At 48.7% G+C, this 15,901-nt stretch carries 18 protein-coding genes and 1 tRNA gene; 14 read left to right on the top strand and 5 right to left on the bottom strand.

Annotated elements, in window-relative coordinates; all coding sequences use genetic code 11:
- Window positions 1-16: 16 nt before the first annotated feature.
- The gene (locus CSR04_RS08115) at window positions 17-685 is read left to right on the top strand and encodes an acyltransferase (protein WP_102795769.1); all 669 of its coding nucleotides are present in this window, start codon (window positions 17-19) and stop codon (window positions 683-685) included.
- Window positions 686-737: 52 nt separating this feature from the next.
- Window positions 738-1,976 (top strand): acyltransferase family protein, encoded by a 1,239-nt coding sequence (locus tag CSR04_RS08110; protein ID WP_102795768.1) that lies wholly within the window; start codon window positions 738-740, stop codon window positions 1,974-1,976.
- 42 nt (window positions 1,977-2,018) lie between these two features.
- Here CSR04_RS08110 and CSR04_RS08105 read toward each other — a convergent pair.
- A tRNA-Arg gene (locus tag CSR04_RS08105) sits at window positions 2,019-2,093 on the bottom strand.
- Window positions 2,094-2,163: 70 nt separating this feature from the next.
- A complete protein-coding gene (locus CSR04_RS08100) occupies window positions 2,164-3,300 on the bottom strand; it encodes a flagellar assembly protein T N-terminal domain-containing protein (protein ID WP_172449282.1) in 1,137 nt (378 codons plus the stop codon).
- A gap of 166 nt (window positions 3,301-3,466) precedes the next feature.
- On the opposite strand from CSR04_RS08100, the gene CSR04_RS08095 reads away from it, so the two are divergent.
- Entirely contained in the window at window positions 3,467-3,922 is a 456-nt protein-coding gene (locus CSR04_RS08095; RefSeq protein WP_102795766.1) for an LPP20 family lipoprotein, read from the top strand.
- Between the two features lie 466 nt (window positions 3,923-4,388).
- Here CSR04_RS08095 and flgN read toward each other — a convergent pair whose 3' ends face one another.
- From flgN to flgA, 3 genes are all read right to left on the bottom strand, one after another.
- On the bottom strand, window positions 4,389-4,802 hold the full coding sequence (gene flgN, locus CSR04_RS08090; protein WP_102795765.1) for a flagellar export chaperone FlgN: 414 nt from the start codon (window positions 4,800-4,802) through the stop codon (window positions 4,389-4,391).
- Window positions 4,803-4,808: 6 nt separating this feature from the next.
- Window positions 4,809-5,141: a flagellar biosynthesis anti-sigma factor FlgM gene (gene flgM / locus CSR04_RS08085; RefSeq protein ID WP_102795764.1), complete on the bottom strand. Its 333-nt coding sequence runs from the start codon at window positions 5,139-5,141 to the stop codon at window positions 4,809-4,811.
- A gap of 180 nt (window positions 5,142-5,321) precedes the next feature.
- Window positions 5,322-6,017 (bottom strand): flagellar basal body P-ring formation chaperone FlgA, encoded by a 696-nt coding sequence (gene flgA, locus CSR04_RS08080; RefSeq protein WP_172449281.1) that lies wholly within the window; start codon window positions 6,015-6,017, stop codon window positions 5,322-5,324.
- Between the two features lie 158 nt (window positions 6,018-6,175).
- On the opposite strand from flgA, the gene CSR04_RS08075 reads away from it, so the two are divergent.
- From CSR04_RS08075 to flgH, 11 genes are all read left to right on the top strand, one after another.
- Window positions 6,176-7,099, top strand: coding sequence for a chemotaxis protein CheV (locus CSR04_RS08075; RefSeq protein ID WP_102795762.1), 924 nt, complete (start codon window positions 6,176-6,178; stop codon window positions 7,097-7,099).
- 14 nt (window positions 7,100-7,113) lie between these two features.
- Complete coding sequence (locus CSR04_RS08070; protein ID WP_102795761.1) at window positions 7,114-7,947, top strand: CheR family methyltransferase; 834 nt, start codon at window positions 7,114-7,116, stop codon at window positions 7,945-7,947.
- A 102-nt stretch (window positions 7,948-8,049) separates the two neighbouring features.
- On the top strand, window positions 8,050-8,451 hold the full coding sequence (gene flgB, locus CSR04_RS08065; RefSeq protein ID WP_102795760.1) for a flagellar basal body rod protein FlgB: 402 nt from the start codon (window positions 8,050-8,052) through the stop codon (window positions 8,449-8,451).
- Complete coding sequence (gene flgC, locus CSR04_RS08060; protein WP_102795759.1) at window positions 8,451-8,873, top strand: flagellar basal body rod protein FlgC; 423 nt, start codon at window positions 8,451-8,453, stop codon at window positions 8,871-8,873. The genes flgB and flgC overlap by 1 nt, the downstream gene beginning before the upstream one ends.
- A gap of 18 nt (window positions 8,874-8,891) precedes the next feature.
- On the top strand, window positions 8,892-9,581 hold the full coding sequence (locus CSR04_RS08055; protein ID WP_102795758.1) for a flagellar hook assembly protein FlgD: 690 nt from the start codon (window positions 8,892-8,894) through the stop codon (window positions 9,579-9,581).
- Window positions 9,582-9,596: 15 nt separating this feature from the next.
- Window positions 9,597-10,979, top strand: coding sequence for a flagellar hook protein FlgE (gene flgE, locus CSR04_RS08050; RefSeq protein WP_102795757.1), 1,383 nt, complete (start codon window positions 9,597-9,599; stop codon window positions 10,977-10,979).
- Between the two features lie 122 nt (window positions 10,980-11,101).
- Complete coding sequence (locus tag CSR04_RS08045; RefSeq protein WP_102795756.1) at window positions 11,102-12,274, top strand: hypothetical protein; 1,173 nt, start codon at window positions 11,102-11,104, stop codon at window positions 12,272-12,274.
- A gap of 9 nt (window positions 12,275-12,283) precedes the next feature.
- Complete coding sequence (locus CSR04_RS08040; protein ID WP_102795755.1) at window positions 12,284-13,069, top strand: hypothetical protein; 786 nt, start codon at window positions 12,284-12,286, stop codon at window positions 13,067-13,069.
- Window positions 13,070-13,645: 576 nt separating this feature from the next.
- Window positions 13,646-14,389 (top strand): flagellar basal body rod protein FlgF, encoded by a 744-nt coding sequence (locus tag CSR04_RS08035; RefSeq protein WP_102795754.1) that lies wholly within the window; start codon window positions 13,646-13,648, stop codon window positions 14,387-14,389.
- Between the two features lie 25 nt (window positions 14,390-14,414).
- Window positions 14,415-15,203, top strand: a complete 789-nt coding sequence (gene flgG, locus CSR04_RS08030) for a flagellar basal-body rod protein FlgG (RefSeq protein WP_102795753.1) — start codon at window positions 14,415-14,417, stop codon at window positions 15,201-15,203.
- A 14-nt stretch (window positions 15,204-15,217) separates the two neighbouring features.
- Window positions 15,218-15,898 carry a flagellar basal body L-ring protein FlgH gene (flgH, locus tag CSR04_RS08025; protein WP_102795752.1) on the top strand — a complete coding sequence of 227 codons (681 nt, stop codon included), beginning with the start codon at window positions 15,218-15,220 and terminating at the stop codon, window positions 15,896-15,898.
- Window positions 15,899-15,901: the final 3 nt, after the last annotated feature.

Below are 15,901 nucleotides of genomic sequence, written 5' to 3'. Positions count from 1 at the left end.
TACATGGAGTCGCAGCATGCCAATGTATCAGAACATCTATTTGCAGGATGATGCCAATGCGTCGGCCACCGCCCTGAGCATGGGGGAGCAGTGTTACTGCTCGGGAGAAATGGATGTCACGCTAACCTGGGTAACGGATCCGTCATTCAGTGGCACGGATATTCATGCTGATTTGTTTGAGAACTGTATCAGCATCGGCAAGTACTGCTATCTGGAAAGTCTCAATCGTATGGCGTTTCAAAATGGTCCGGTGAAGCTGACCAGTGTAAAGGTCAATAATGGCAAGCCAGGGCGCATCAAAATCGGTAATCAGGTGGGCTTGCAGGGCACCGCCATTGTGGCCTATGAATTGGTGGAGATTGAGGACCGGGTCACCTTCGGGCCAGGGGTAACGGTGATGGACAGCAGCGGTCACCCGCTGACAGGCCGGGGGCTGGACGATGAAGCCGCGCGTATCCGTGCCAAGCCGGTACTGATTAAACAGGATGCCTGGATTGGACTGGGAGCGGTGATTTTAAAAGGAGTGACCATCGGGCGCGGCGCGGTGATTGGTGCCGGTGCCGTGGTTAGCAGCGATATACCTGACTACTGTGTCGCGCAGGGCAATCCGGCCAAAGTGGTAAAACAGCTTGATCCCTTGCAGCATCAGTCTACCAAGGCTGAAGTGCTGGCGGGGACGGTTTAGGTAGCGGTCCTGCTAAGCAGATATTTGAAGTGATGTAGTTAAGGAGCCTTTTGTGAAGGATTCACCGACGCGTTTTGGCCTTTCTGGTCAGGCGGCCGAAAGCTTGCCAGCCCTGACGGCACTGCGTGGTATTGCCGCCTTGTTAGTGGTGGCGTTTCATTTCGATATTTTTATTGCCCGCTTGCTGCCTGGTGGACTGACCCCCGCTTCAGGCAAGTTATACCTGATGGTGGATCTGTTTTTTGTCCTCAGCGGTTTTATTATGTGCCATGTGTATGGCCATCAGTTTAGTCAGGGTTGGTGTAAACAAACGTTCCGCCGTTTTATCCTGGCACGCTTTGCCCGTATTTACCCGCTGCATCTGTTTAGCTTGGTACTGGTCATCGGGCTTTGGGCACTGATGTACCTGACCGACAGTTTTAACCGGATGTTTGAGCTGACTTACGATATCAGTGCCTTGCCCGCCCATTTAGTGCTGTTGCAGGCTGCGGGGACGCACAACGAAGCGACCTGGAATTCCCCCTCCTGGTCCATCAGTGTGGAATGGATGGTGTATTTTTTGTTTCCCTGGCTGGCTTTGTTATTGGCTAAGGGCAACAAAGCCACGCCCTGGCTGCTGCTGTTATTTTGTGCTGCCGGGTATCTGGCCATAATGTTTTATTTTCAGCCGGCTTACTGGGCCAGGCGCTGGGATCTGCTGGGGATCCCGGTTGAATATCCTTATCCCACCGGGACCATAGATGTGCTGACCGGCTCTGCTATTTTGCGTTGCCTGTGCGGATTTATCCTGGGCATGCTTTGCCATCGCCTTTATATGTTGGGCACGGCAGCTAAATGGGCTGCCCGGCGTTTTTTGCCTTGGTTAATCATCTTGGTGCTGGTAGCGGGATGGCATGGACAGTGGTTGATTGACCCGCTTGCGGTAGTGCTGTTCACCGGGATAATACTTTACCTCGCTAATTCGCCAAAGGGCAATGGTAAAGGCCTGGAACGGCCCGTTTGGCAATGGCTGGGGGATATTTCCTATTCCATGTATCTACTGCATATGCCGATGATCTTTGCCTTTATTGGCGTGCGCCGCGCACTCTATCAGTCTGATCAGTTAGCCCTGCCGATGGGCTACGATTTAACCCTGTGGCAAAGCTGGGGATTGCTGGCACTGATGTTTGTACTGCTGTGTTTGTTCTCAACCCTGAGTTACCGCTATATCGAAAACCCGGCCAGGTATTGGCTCAAAAGCCGCTTCAGTCAAAGTGGGGTGACACAGGGGCCGTTCTTGGTTATGAAGTAAAAATCAGGACTTGATATGGACTATACGCAGAAGATTCTAGAATGGCGTCCCCACCAGGAATCGAACCTAGATCTAGCCCTTAGGAGGGGCTCGTTTTATCCATTAAACTATGGGGACCTTGCCGTTGCTCAGTTAAGTGACTGAGCAGGCTGGGCATTATTACCTAAGGTTTAGGGGATTTAAACCCCTAACGTTTAGATACAAAGTCATTTGGCTGAATATTGGCCAGCGGTGCGCCGCTGGCAGATTCCACTACGGCATATTGCTGTTGAACCTGAGTGACAACAACCTCTACCGGGTGCAGGAAATACTGGTAATGGCTGTTACCCAGTTGGTCCATAAACTGATTCAGCTTAAACAGCCTGAGCTTGTCGCCGCGGTTAACCCCTTGCTGCTTTCCAAGGTCAATCGTGAGCTGTTCATTGTTAACCTGCAATACCCTGCCATTGGCCGGCAGGCAGGCCACTTCTTCGTCGATGCGCTGGGCAAGGTTATTCAGCAGATCGTTAATTGCCAGACCATAGCTGGATTGCCAGAATTGGTGACTGGCCGGTTGCACGCTTTGATGCAGGTCATAGGGCCAGGGCGCACTGGTATGAAACGTCTCATTTAACAATAATTCGCCGGTCATGCCGTCAATCAGCATGGCATTTAAGGCAAACTGACGCTCGATGCTGGCCGAGCGCCAGAAGGTCAGTGTTCCGGGTTCGTCCTGTTGGTGACTGAGGTCGGTAATTTGTGCCAATAACACCAGTTGCCCGTTGTTTTTCCTGCTTAGTCCCATGGCCTGGCTACCTGGATGCAGGTCGGGCTTGATATAAAAGTCCTCAATGGTGCCTAGCTGCAGATGGCGGCTGGATAGCTCCATGGCTTTACGCAATTTACCCGGCAAGACTTTGCCTAAATCAAACATCTCGCCCAGTGTGGCCTGACGTTTATCCGCAATGGGAAACCAACTGGTGACAAGACGTTTACGGTAATCTGCGGCGCTGCACTGGCTGTCCTGCGGGAAAATATCGGCACGAATGGACACGGTCACAATATCGTCCTGGTAGATTTCATTGATCAACTCAACCCGGTCAACCTCACCACCGGCGCGAATTTCAAAGCGATCATCCTGCAACAGGCCATTGGCCAGTTTCTGTACTGAGCTGACCCGTGCGCCGGCAAACATCAGGGCCTGTTTGATGGCTTCCTGGGTAGCCAGTTGTCTGGCTTGTTGTTTGTCGCCCTGTACAACCACGGCCTGGCCGCTGGCCTCAAACCAAATGGCCTGACTTAACGGGCTGATCAGCAAAAACAGCAGCAACAAACATTGTTTCACGCAGGTACCTTCAGGGTGGAAAACGTTTGTCACCGACTATGCACAATATATACCGTTTTAGTCGGACAAAACTTTGACGTTAGTCGGTACGTATTTTGCTTAACTTAAATGTTCAGATAATTAATGGCAGGGCGTATAGCCCTGTAAACAGACTTCGAGGTGGACAATGCGCATCCTGGGATATGGCCTGTTGATGATTTTACTGGGTGGTTGTTCGAGCCTGTATGATAAGCAGGTGGAATGGGAATATATCGAACCCGCCACTTATCCTGTACTGCAGGCTGTGGGTTATGCCCCCATTGCTGAGCAACAGGGCAGTTCCGATACCCTGAAAATGCTGCAAGCCATTAAAGCTTCTAAGCTGGATGCTTACCGGGAACTGGCTGAGCAGGTATACGGTCAGCGCTTATCCGGCCAGGAGAGTTTGTCTAATCTGGTGTTGAGCAATGCCCAGTTGAAGTCGTCGGTGGATGGCGTGATCCGTGGAGCCAAAGTGGTTAAAAGTTATGCGGTAGACGACAACACTTATGCCACTGAACTGGAACTGGATATGCGTAAAGTACATGACATCTACCTGGCGGTAGCCAAGCCCAAGCGGGTTAAAAAGGTCCGCTACTACTAAAATACTTTTCACCGCAGAGCCGCTGAGCACACAGAGAGAAGCAGGAGTGCTTTGATACTATCTGTTAAGAAATCTGTAAATTCTGTGCCTCAGTGGTGAAAGATACGTCCTGTTGCCCGACCATGTTAACTTCTCGCCAAGACGCTGAGGGCGCCAAGAGAAGCTCGCGGAGAACGTCAATCCATGATAAGGAAGTCTCGGTGAGTCTTGCTGCTTCGGCTGTTGAAAACTCTGGGATCTCTGCGCCTCAGTGGGGAAAAAAATACGTCCGCGTCAGACCATGTTAACTTCTCGCCAAGACGCTGAGGGTGCCAAGAGAAGCTCGCGGAGAACGTCAATCCAGGGTAAGGAAGCCTTGGTGAATTATGCTGCTTCGGCTGTTGAAATCTCTGGGATCTCTGCGACTCAGCGGTGAAAAGGCATTTTTTGCAGGTCTGTTTCTGGACCTTGGGTATAGCTGGGGAGCTTAAGCGCTGACTCCGCCGCCACGGTTGCCGGAATGTTTTCTACCTGCCTTGTCATAGGTCAGGCTTTCTTTGGCGCGGGATTCAATAATCAGACTACGTAAGTGTTCCAAACGCAGTTGACCCTGTTCTACCGCGGTGGCATTAACCTGGGTGCGGTACTGACAATCTTTGACCAGATCCAAAATCTCGGATTTCAATTCTTGCTGTTGTGGTAATAGTGGGTCAGGTAACAGCTTACCGAGCTGCTCATCCTGTAACTGAATTTGCTCCAGCAGCGTTTCTTTTTCCTTCACCAGACTGATCAAGGCTTCGGCGTCACGGCTGCTGATTTGGTGAAGTTCATTGTCGAGCAACAGTTGTAACTGCAACAGGGCATCTTTCTGCTTGTTTAACAGTTCCAGGCTCTGCTGCATCGACACTTAGGATTTCACTCCAAACAGTTCACCTTCCAGTTTGGCGATTTTCTGTGCCAGCACTTCCGGGTTTACTTTGTATTCACCAGACTGGATAGCGCGCTTCAGACGATCGACCTTATCCTGATTAACCGGAGCATCATTGCCTTTCTTTTGAACCTGCGCCAACTGCTGGGCAGACTGGGTCAGCGACACTGAATCCTGCCTGGGGGCAGTTGTCTGTGCCTTGGCCTGTGTTGCCTGGGCGGCCGCCTGGTTTTGCGCCTGTTGCTGCTGATTCAGCTTCTGGCTGTCCACCTGCGGCTTATTTACATTACCGTTGATGTTGTTAATAGACATACTCACATCCACTACCTGATAAACCTCTGCTCATGTTATCGGCAGATGCAGACTTTACTTTAGCAAATTATTTAGCCACTCACACCTTTTGCAAACGCTTGCAAACCGCTTTATTGCGGTGGCTGACCATAGTATCGGCCGCTTTGTTGAAAAAATAAGCACAACAGGGGCGTTAGCCGCTTAAATTCCTACCGCCACTTCCATTGCGCTGACCACACGAGCGCCAATCAGTTTGTCGGAACTGACATTTTTTACCAAGATGGTGTCACCGATATTACCATCTTGCTGGGCCACGCCGCTGGTTTTAATAAAAAGTCCGGCGGCAGCTGCACGAATCACGATACTGTCGCCCTTGCACACATAGCAAAGCAGTCCGGGTTCAATGGGCTGCCCCGGGCGAAGTCGCCTTTTGCTTCTGGCCCCTGTTAGCTCTTCAACGGCCGAGTAGGTGGTGCTGCGCAATTGCCCCAGTTCCATTTCCACCACTTCCAACTGCGTGTCATCCAGCAGAGTACCAGGGGAAATCGGTACTTTGGTAACCACCACGGGCTGAACCTGCCGCACCTTGACCATCACATACAAAAACCAGTTATTGGCCGGGCAACTCACTTTAACGGTAACGTTAGACTGGGTCAGGCTATTTTCGCTGGCCTGCGCCGTAAAGGGCGTGTCGCATTGTGGCACCTGTAATCTTTCGTCAACTTCCGCTGCCATCACATCCAGGCGGGTATCTTCAGAGGATAAGGCGGTGACACGCTCAAACACATACTGTCTGGCGGCATCACGCACAGCCTGATGGGGGGATGAATTATCCACCGGATCGGCGAATAGTTCGGCGTTTTGCCCCAGTAAAAGAAAAAATATCAATATTCTCATGACACTAGCTAAATTATTCATGTCTACTTCAAGCCACTTTGGCTATGCTTAATGGCAAATTCTAGTAACATAGCCTGGTATGACTGCCGGGTTATTGTCGGATTACAGTAGTTAGGGCAAGTATTGTGCCTGAATTGCAATATCACTGAGGTGGTTTTATGGCGGGGATCCTTGATTCGGTTAACCAGCGCACGCAACTCGTAGGTCAGAACAGGCTGGAGTTATTACTGTTTAAGTTGCGGGGACGCCAGCGTTTTGGCATCAACGTCTTCAAAGTCCGGGAGGTACTGCAGTGCCCACCGCTCACAGCTATGCCGAGGCTGAACAAGTTTGTACGGGGTATCGCGCATATCCGCGGGCAGACTATTTCGGTCATCGACCTGAGTCTGGCCACCGGCGGCAAACCCATCGAAGATATTGCAAAGTGCTTTATCATCATTGCCGAATACAATCGCTCAGTGCAGGGCTTTTTGGTCAACTCGGTGGAACGCATCATTAATATTAACTGGGATTCCATCATGCCACCGCCAAAAGGGGCAGGGCGCGCCAGTTATTTGACGGCCGTTACCGAAGTGGACAAGGAGTTGGTGGAAATCCTCGATGTGGAAAAGATCCTCAATGAGATTTCGCCGCTTAATACCGATGTCAGTGCTTCAGTCACCGAAGGCCTGGATGTATCCGGCATTCAGGATAAAATTATCTTTATTGCAGATGACTCATCGGTGGCACGCAATCAGGTAACGAAGGCGCTGACCAGCCTGGGGTTAAAAATTGAAGCGGCCAAAAACGGTATGGAGGCCCTGGTAAGGTTACGTGAGCTGGCGGAAGAAACCGGCGATGTCACCGACAAAGTCGGGGTGCTGGTATCTGACATTGAGATGCCGGAAATGGATGGCTACACTCTGACTGCGGAGATTAAAAATTCCCCCGAGCTGAAAAATCTCCATGTGGTTCTGCATACTTCCCTAAGTGGTGTATTTAATCAGGCAATGGTGAAGAAGGTTGGAGCGGACGACTTTATCGCTAAGTTCCACCCGGATGAACTGGCCAACTCGGTTAAAAAATGGTTAGGTCTTGAATAGTTTGAGAATAATTTGTGCCTGATAAAGAAATAGGAAACCAGGATTATGCCTTGTTCCGGGATTATCTGGAGCGTCAGTGCGGTATAGTGCTGGGTGACAATAAACAGTATTTAGTGCGCAGCAGACTATCCCCTTTGCTACGCCGTTTTGATTTACCTGACTTACCCCAATTGATCAACAATGTGGTGAATGGCCGGGATCGCACCTTGCGAGAAGCAGTTATTGATGCCATGACCACCAATGAAACCTTGTGGTTTCGGGATACCTACCCCTTTGAATTATTGAAGAATGAGCTGTTGCTTAAGTTTAAAGGAAAAACTGGCCCATTGCGCATCTGGTCTGCTGCCTGTTCATCTGGTCAGGAGCCTTATTCCATCTCGATGTGCATACTGGAATTTTTACAGCGTAATCCTGGTGCTTTTCCAGGGGGCGTGCAGATTATTGGTACAGACATCTCTTCAGATATGCTTAACCGCTGTAAGCAGGCAGAGTACGACAATCTGTCGCTGTCCCGGGGATTGTCCGAGGAGCGTAAGCGGCAATTTTTTGAACCTACCGCCAATGGCACCATGCGGCTAAAATCCCAGGTCACCAGTATGGTGTCGTTCAGACCGATTAATTTACTGGAGTCATATGCCTCTTTGGGGAAATTTGATCTGGTCTTTTGTCGAAATGTGCTGATTTATTTTTCCGCCCAGATTAAATCGCAAATACTGCAACAAATTGCCGCCGGCCTGCAAAAGGATGGAATTTTGTTCCTCGGTGCCTCGGAATCCATGTCTGGTTTGTCAGAAGCCTTTAGCATGGTACGCTGTAATCCTGGTTTGTATTACGCCAAAAAACAATAACTTACCTTAACTTCTCCAAAGTGCCGGTTTGATGACGTCATTAAACTGGCATATCTATTGCTAAGTTTTTGCCAAGACAAACTCCGTGGTAAGGAGAACAAGGTGGCAATCAGCTTAGATAAATTAGTCGGCTTGCATCATCGCGCGCTTCAGGTACGTACCGAGAAGATGGAAGTGATGTCAGGCAACCTGGCCAATGCCAATACCCCTGGCTACAAAGCCCGCGATATTGACTTTAAAACCGCCATGCAGGCGGCTCAGACCGAGCGCACCTCCAGTTTATCCCGTACCCACGAAAAACACTTTGCTGTTGAGGTACGTAATCCCGGTGAGCTGATGTACCGGGTGCCTACCCAGCCGGATACCGGCGATGGCAATACCGTGGATGTGCAAGCGGAGCGAAATGCCTTTTTAGATACCGGTATGCGTTATCAGGCCGGTATCGAATTTCTCAATGGCAAATTCAAAGGCTTTAAGAAGGCCTTAAGTGGAGGGCAAGCCTGATGAGCCTGTTTAACATTATGAATATCGCCAGCACCGGCATGAGTGCTGAGTCGGTCAGGTTGAATACCACTGCCAGTAATATTGCCAACGCCAACAGCGTCAGCAGCAGTATTGATCAAACCTATCGCGCCCGTAAGCCGGTATTTGCCGCAGAAATGCAGCGCGCCATTGACGATCAAACAGCCGGCAGTGGCGTAAAAGTGCTGGGTGTGGTGGAAAGCGACCGGCCGCTGCAGGTGGAATACAGCCCTGGCCATCCGATGGCCGACAAAGACGGCTATATCTACAAACCCAATGTCAATATTGTCGAAGAAATGGCCGACATGATGTCAGCGTCCAAGGCCTATGAAACCAATGTGCAAGTTGCTGATACCACCAAGCGGATCTTCCGCCGTGTATTGCAGCTTGGTCAGGGTCAGTAAGCCTCTGAGGATTAACTTATGGCAGATTCAGTAAGCAATAACCAGGATATCCGCGACCTCTACTGGCCGCAGGAAAGCAAGGTGCCGGAAAACACCAACGGTCAGCTTAAGCAGGAAGATTTCTTCGCCTTGCTAACCGAACAGTTAGCCCAGCAGGACCCCACCAAGCCGGTGGACAATGATCAGATGATCGCGCAGATGACCAGCTTCACTATGGCCGACAGCCTGACCAAGCTGCAAACCAGTTTTGAAGGCTTTGCCGCTAATATGAACTCCAGTCAGGCCCTGGCCGCGTCCGGGCTGATTGGTCAGCAGGTATTGGTAATTGGTGATAAAGCCAGCCTGGCAGATAGCGAAAATGCCGAGGTATCCGGGGTGATTATCAATGAAAAAGCCGCCCATGATATGAAGATCACCATCGAAGATAACAGCGGGCAAACGGTGCGGACTATGACCCTGGGCTCCAAAGAGCCAGGCAATATCGAATTTAACTGGGATGGTACGGATAACAGCGGCAACCCCTTGCCGCCCGGCAACTACACCATTACCGCGACGGCCAAGGTGGGAGAAAAGCGCATTGATCTGCCCACCGCCATTAACCGTCATGTCAATAGCGTCAGCCTGGCGTCAAGCAGCCAGGGTGTCATTCTCAATCTGGCCGGCGAAGAGAGCGTTAAGCTTTCTGATGTTCTGCAGATTGGCAGCTGATAGGAGAGAACCAAGATGTCCTTCAATATTGCATTAAGTGGTGTAAACGCCGCCCAGCGCGACCTGGATACCACCGCCAATAATATTGCCAACGTCAATACCGTCGGCTTTAAACAGTCCCGTGCTGAATTTGGTGATGTGTATGCTACGTCTTTGCTGGCCGGTTCCAGAACTAAAGTCGGCGATGGGGTATTAACCCAGGAAGTGGCCCAGCAATTTAGCCAGGGAGCGTTGCAATTTACCGAAAGCGCCCTGGATCTGGCCATTAGTGGCAACGGCTTTTTTGCCCTGGCCCCGGATCTTTCCTCGCGGGATTTTTCTTATACGCGCTCTGGGATGTTTAAGCTCAACTCCGATAATTATGTGGTGAATTCTGGTGGTCAGCATTTGCTGGGTTTTCCGGTTAACGCTGATGGGACGTCTGCTTCTGTAGCTACCAGTACTATGGTGCCGATTCGTGTGCCCGACTCCTCTGGTGCCCCGCAGGCCACCACCGAGGTGGATATGAAAATGAATCTGCCAGCCAGCGCGGTGGGGTTGGATCCTGCTCAGTTTGACCCCGATGATCAATTAAGTTACCACGCCAAGACCTCTATTACCGTGTATGACTCTTTGGGTGACAGTCATGTGCAGACCTTTTACTTTATTAAAGATGGGACTATTGTCGCGCCAGGCAACCCCAATCAGTGGATTATGGTCACTGCAGTTGATGACCAGCTTGTGAATATTGATCCTGCAGTTGCTGCTGCACCTGCAGTCAATACTGCTGGTACAGCGACGGGTAACACGGTCGCTGGTGCTCGACTCGAATTTAATAGTGGCGGCGAGTTTTTAGGCGTCAGAGCAGCAGATAATGTGGCAACATCAGACTTTAAACTTGAGACAGAGGCGCTAGGCACTATTCTGACCAATGGTTCTGATCAGGCTCAAACGTTAAAGATTGATTTCAATTTTTCCGGTGGTCCACCACAAACCCCAGAAGAGCCAACCCAATATGCCGATCCTTTTGTGGCCACTACCTTAGCCCAGGATGGTCTGCCTGTTGGTCGCTTAACCGGCATTGAAATCAATAAAGACGGGCTGGTACTGGCCAAGTACTCAAACGGTACTTTTGACCCTATTGCCAGAATTGGCTTAATTCGCTTTGCCAATGAGCAGGGTCTGACCCAGCAAAGCAATACCCAGTGGAAGGAAAGTATTCTGTCCGGCGAAGCCCTGGCGGGTGAAGCGACCACCGGCACCTATGGGGATATTAACTCCCAGGCGCTGGAGTCGGCCAACGTCAATCTGACCACTGAGCTGATTGATATGATTGTTGCCCAGCGTAACTTCCAGGCCAACTCCCGCGCACTGGAAGTGAATAACCAGTTAAATCAAACGGTATTGAATATTAGATAACAGTAGTCTCTAGTTGTATGATAAATAAATATTGTACAACTAGCCTGTCTTTCTCAAAAAAAAAGCTGGAGGTGATTTAGATTCTATCTGTATGGGATTTTAAATTTTTAAGGAAAAAACTTATGAGATTATTTTATTTTTTACTGTTTTCTTGGTTTTATTCTTTCAGTTATGAGGTTTCTGCAAATTATCTTATTTTTGCAAAAGATGATAACTATCAGAATAACAGCACACCACTCAAAACTTCGCAAGCAGAACAAAAGTTCCTATCGCTATCTAAAGTATCAGTGTCACCGTATTCTTTTGAAACTGAATCGTCCGAATTACTTATTGAATTGGGGCAAGGCGTAACAGGTTCGCTATCAACTGGCCAGACACATGAAAATGTTCAGTTTAAAATAGTAGGTTCTAAGACTTGGGGTGGTTTGAATGGTCCTGTATATATAGAGTTTAGCCGGCCTATTCAAGGTATTGGTTTTTACTATCTCGATAAAGACTCAGGAACTCCTGAGATTACACTAACTTTTGATGAGGATCTGAACAGAAAAGTAGTTTTTTCTGCCAAGCAGTCTATCACTACGTCATTAAATTATCTCGCTGTGGTAGCTGATAATTCATTTAGTAGAGTGAGAATAGATAGTTTAGGTTTTTCGAATCAGCCAATGTTTATCGATAACCTCTCCATAATTAATGAGTACTATCTTGGAAGTATTCCAGATGCCTTTTCACCTGTATCTTTAAATTGGAGAAAGCTCAAGCAAAGGAATACTTTTCATAGCGGTGTGTCTAGATCGGGATGTTACTATGATACTATTTATGAGGATGTTGGAGGAGCCTATCTAAGAGATGAATTTGTTGATTCAAGGGTCCACCCAGTAGTAGCGTGGTCAAGTCCTATAGAAGCTAACAATTATCACATTGGATGTGTCGGAATTGAGTCAGCAGAAAATGATAAGAAAAGAGGGCGTCCTAGACCGGTTCAATGGAATAAGCAGACAATGTACTTTCACGCATCTTCACCTCTAAGTGAAAGCATTGCCCAATGCTGGTCTGCATGGACTTATCCTACTCCAGGCAGTGGTTTCAAAGTTGGATTAGGCCAATATATAATTAAAGCACCTGAGTGGCAGCACAAGTATTTAAATAATGGGAATGTCGTTTCAGCTGTCACATTTGTTTCAGATGGATTTACACCATTTGGGATGCAAATGAATACTCGATGCGCATTTGATTCACCCGAATCAATTGGAGTTAAGTTCTTAGGAGCTGTATCTGAAGTGTTTGGTCCAAAATAGGGATGTGATATGTTAAATAAATATGTGCTTCTTTTAATCTTGACTCTCAGCATTTTGAAGCAGGAAAAAGCGTTTTCTGCTATTGACTCTAACGTTGATTTTGATTTATACAGTAGAGTTATGTCGCAATGTAAAATTCTAAACTATGATGTACGATCTACCGGTTGGCCTATTGGAAGAGCTGGATACCAGCCAACGCAAGATACTATGAGTGATCAGTCTTCAGATTATAGAAAAAGATTAAGACAAATTGTAGGTGATAAATCGATTGCATGGTACATACAAGAGAATAGGTTTGATGCGCGTAATCCCGTGGAATCAGAAATTATATGTTTCCCTTTAATAGAAAGTTATAATCGTTCTGGAGTTCCATCAGGAAATACTGATGCAAGTAGAATTGGATTAGACTTTAAGTATTTCTGGTATGACGAGAAATACTACACACAGCAAGAGTTTGAAGCCACAGGTTATGTTTCGCAGTGTTCTGCTGGATTGGTTGATATGAGCCTTGGCGGAGAGGTTTATAAAGAGTACCCTATGAATCTAACAAAGATTCAAGATTATGATTACGGATTTCAGCCTTTTGTTCCAGATGGGAGACTTAAGCCTGTAGTGAGTCAGATTGCTGTTTATGCACCTACTCAAGAAAATGCAGAAGACTTATTTCTTGAACTTGGAAATAATGCAATGCTTAGATTGTTTTCAAAGTGTACTGTAGATAATAGGAACCATAGTTCATACTTGATTATGAGATCCCCTGGGTTTAGATTTATCAGATCCGATCATTTCTATTGATAACTTCTTTGAGTTGTTAAAAGTTTAATTGATTGTCGCTAGGAGAGAAGCGAAAGGAGTAAGGTGGCTTGCCACTTTACTCCTTATTTTTTACCACGAAAGACACAAAAAACACGAAAGTGTTTAGTGCTGACAAAGCCATCTTAGTTATTGACTTATAGCGGCTCTGAGTGACAGTGGATTCAGCTGAATCGCGCTTTCACGCATCCACGCATCGGGATTCGGAAAAAGCCTATGGCTGGCGATTGGATTGCAGTCCGAATCGCTCAGTTGAGCTTTACGTTAAAGCTTCAGGCTCTGCTTTTTGTCGGAATAAATTCCGACCCACTGTGGGTTGGGCTTGAGCCCAACAATAATGGAATGCAATAAACCATATTAACCAAAAGAAAAAAATCGACATATCGAAGTGCTGGCTCAGCATTTTTCCTAACACCTAACACCTAACACCTAACACCTAACACCTAACACCTAACACCTAACACCTAACACCTAACACCTAACACCTCACGCCCCACACATCCTGGCATCAAACTTGCTCCATTCAAACTAAGTGTTCACCTGAGTCAATAAACCGTCATGGACAAATTGCTCTATATTGCCGCCAGTGGTGCCAGGCAGGACCTGCTGGCAACCTCAGTGCGGGCCAATAATCTGGCTAATGCGCAAACCAACGGCTTTAAAGCCCAGTTGGAGCAGGCCAGAGCCATGCCTGCGTTTGGCGAAGGGTTGCCGACGCGTGTATTTGCCATGACCGAAAGCCCCACCAATAACTACGAAGGCGGCGCCATGATCCGCACCGATCGTGACTTGGATGTGGCCATTCAAGGTGCAGGTTGGCTCAGCGTGCAGGATAAACAGGGTAACGAAGCCTATACCCGTGCCGGTAATTTGCAGGTCGGCCCGGATGGCTTGCTACAGGACGGTCACGGTAATCTGGTGATCGGTGATGGTGGCCCTATCGCGCTGCCGTTGCCCTTATCGAAAATTGATATTGCCAATGACGGCACTTTGTCTATCCGTCCGCAGGGCGCCCCTATTGAAGTGCTGGAGGAAATCGGCCGGCTGAAACTGGTCAATCCCAATGTGGCGGAAATGGAAAGGGGCAGCGATGGACTGTTCAGATTAAAGAGCGGCCAGCAGGCTGACGAAGACCTAAACGTGCGCTTGGCCAGTGGCACACTGGAGGGCAGCAATGTCAATCCGGTGGAAGAAATGGTCAGCATGATTAGCTTGCAGCGGCATTATGAGCTGCAAGTGAAATTAATGAAGGAAGCGGGGGAAAACGATACCCGGGCAAACCGCTTGCTGCAGATTTTGTAATGGTTAACTAAGGCGGAGGTGACCTATGCACCCAGCATTATGGATCAGTAAAACCGGCCTGGATGCGGCCCAAACCGATGTGTCGGTGGTGTCCAATAACCTGGCCAACGCCAGTACCATTGGGTTTAAAAAGGGCAGGGCAATCTTTGAGGATTTGCTTTACCAGAATATCAATCAACCGGGCGGCCGTTCTTCTGCCGATACTGAGTTGCCATCCGGCTTGATGCTGGGCGCGGGCTCCAAAGTGGTTTCAACGCAAAAAGCCTTTACCCAGGGCAACCTGCAAACTACCGATAACGCATTGGATATGATGGTGCAAGGCCGCGGCTTTTTTGAAATTCTGCAACCTGACGGCACCATTGCTTATACCCGCAATGGCCAGTTTACCTTAAATGAGAATGGTGAAATTGTGACACCTGGTGCGGGCTTTCAGTTGCAACCGGTGATTGCCGTACCAGAAGATGCCCAGCAAATTACCATTTCTCAGGATGGTCAGGTGTCTGCCACCATTCGTGGCCAGGCCGACCCTGTGGTATTAGGGCAAATCACTATCTCAGATTTTATTAATCCAACCGGCTTACAACCTATCGGGCAGAACCTGTATGTTGAGACCGCCGTCAGTGGTGCTCCGCTGCAGGGGGTGCCGGGTCTGGCTGGATTTGGCACTATCATTCAGGGTGCATTGGAAACCTCTAATGTGAATGTGACCGAGGAGTTGGTAAATCTGATTGAAAGCCAGCGTTTATACGAAATGAACTCTAAAGTGATTTCGTCGGTTGACCAGATGCTGGGTCAGGTTATTCAGCAGCTTTAATAAGGGTTAAGGTTATGAAAATCCTGATGTCCTTTACTTTGATGCTGTTGTTGGCGGCCTGCAGCAGTACTCAAACCAGACAGCCAATGCCCAATGATCCGTTCTTTGCGCCGGTGATGCCCGATATTCCCGAGCAGAAGGTTAATGACGACGGTTCTATTTTTCAGGATAACTTTTCCAGCAGCCTGTACTCGGACGTTAAGGCCCGTCGTATTGGCGACATTATCACTGTGGTGCTCAGGGAAAATACCACGGCCAGAAAGTCTGCCGGAACCAATACCAACAGAACCAGTGAAATGGCATTGGATCCCATTACCGGATTGGGTGGCAACGCAGTCGCGATTGGCGGCGAGTCAGTGCAGCTTGGTGTAACGTCAGCCAATGACTTTCAAGGCTCAGCGACCGCCAATCAGAGTAACAACCTGGCAGGCAATATCTCGGTTACCGTGATCCAGGTGCTACCTAATCAAAACCTGGTGGTCAGGGGCGAAAAATGGCTGACCCTGAATAACGGTGATGAATATCTGCGCTTAACCGGTATTGTGCGAGCCGCGGATATCAGCCCGGAAAACGAGGTGAACTCCACCAAAATCGCTAATGCAAGAATCCAATACAGTGGTACAGGTACCTTTTCGCAGGCCCAGCAGCAAGGCTGGTTAACCCGCTTTTTCTCGTCTGAATGGTGGCCCTTCTAGGAG

It is taken from the genome of Bowmanella denitrificans, from assembly GCF_002887595.1.
GTDB lineage: Bacteria > Pseudomonadota > Gammaproteobacteria > Enterobacterales > Alteromonadaceae > Bowmanella > Bowmanella denitrificans.
Note: the sequence above shows the minus strand (reverse complement) of the source record. Positions and strands in the feature narration are given on the sequence as shown.

Bases quoted from the DNA above. Each gene is read 5' to 3' on its own strand.
- flgE (WP_102795757.1), top strand. From the start codon at position 9,597: ATGTCCTTCAATATTGCATTAAGTGGTGTAAACGCCGCCCAGCGCGAC.
- flgG (WP_102795753.1), top strand. From the start codon at position 14,415: ATGCACCCAGCATTATGGATCAGTAAAACCGGCCTGGATGCGGCCCAA.
- CSR04_RS08095 (WP_102795766.1), top strand. From the start codon at position 3,467: ATGCGCATCCTGGGATATGGCCTGTTGATGATTTTACTGGGTGGTTGT.
- flgA (WP_172449281.1), bottom strand. From the start codon at position 6,017: ATGAGAATATTGATATTTTTTCTTTTACTGGGGCAAAACGCCGAACTA.
- flgC (WP_102795759.1), top strand. From the start codon at position 8,451: ATGAGCCTGTTTAACATTATGAATATCGCCAGCACCGGCATGAGTGCT.
- CSR04_RS08045 (WP_102795756.1), top strand. From the start codon at position 11,102: ATGAGATTATTTTATTTTTTACTGTTTTCTTGGTTTTATTCTTTCAGT.
- CSR04_RS08075 (WP_102795762.1), top strand. From the start codon at position 6,176: ATGGCGGGGATCCTTGATTCGGTTAACCAGCGCACGCAACTCGTAGGT.
- flgH (WP_102795752.1), top strand. From the start codon at position 15,218: ATGAAAATCCTGATGTCCTTTACTTTGATGCTGTTGTTGGCGGCCTGC.
- CSR04_RS08035 (WP_102795754.1), top strand. From the start codon at position 13,646: ATGGACAAATTGCTCTATATTGCCGCCAGTGGTGCCAGGCAGGACCTG.
- CSR04_RS08040 (WP_102795755.1), top strand. From the start codon at position 12,284: ATGTTAAATAAATATGTGCTTCTTTTAATCTTGACTCTCAGCATTTTG.
- flgN (WP_102795765.1), bottom strand. From the start codon at position 4,802: ATGCAGCAGAGCCTGGAACTGTTAAACAAGCAGAAAGATGCCCTGTTG.
- CSR04_RS08115 (WP_102795769.1), top strand. From the start codon at position 17: ATGCCAATGTATCAGAACATCTATTTGCAGGATGATGCCAATGCGTCG.
- flgM (WP_102795764.1), bottom strand. From the start codon at position 5,141: ATGTCTATTAACAACATCAACGGTAATGTAAATAAGCCGCAGGTGGAC.
- CSR04_RS08055 (WP_102795758.1), top strand. From the start codon at position 8,892: ATGGCAGATTCAGTAAGCAATAACCAGGATATCCGCGACCTCTACTGG.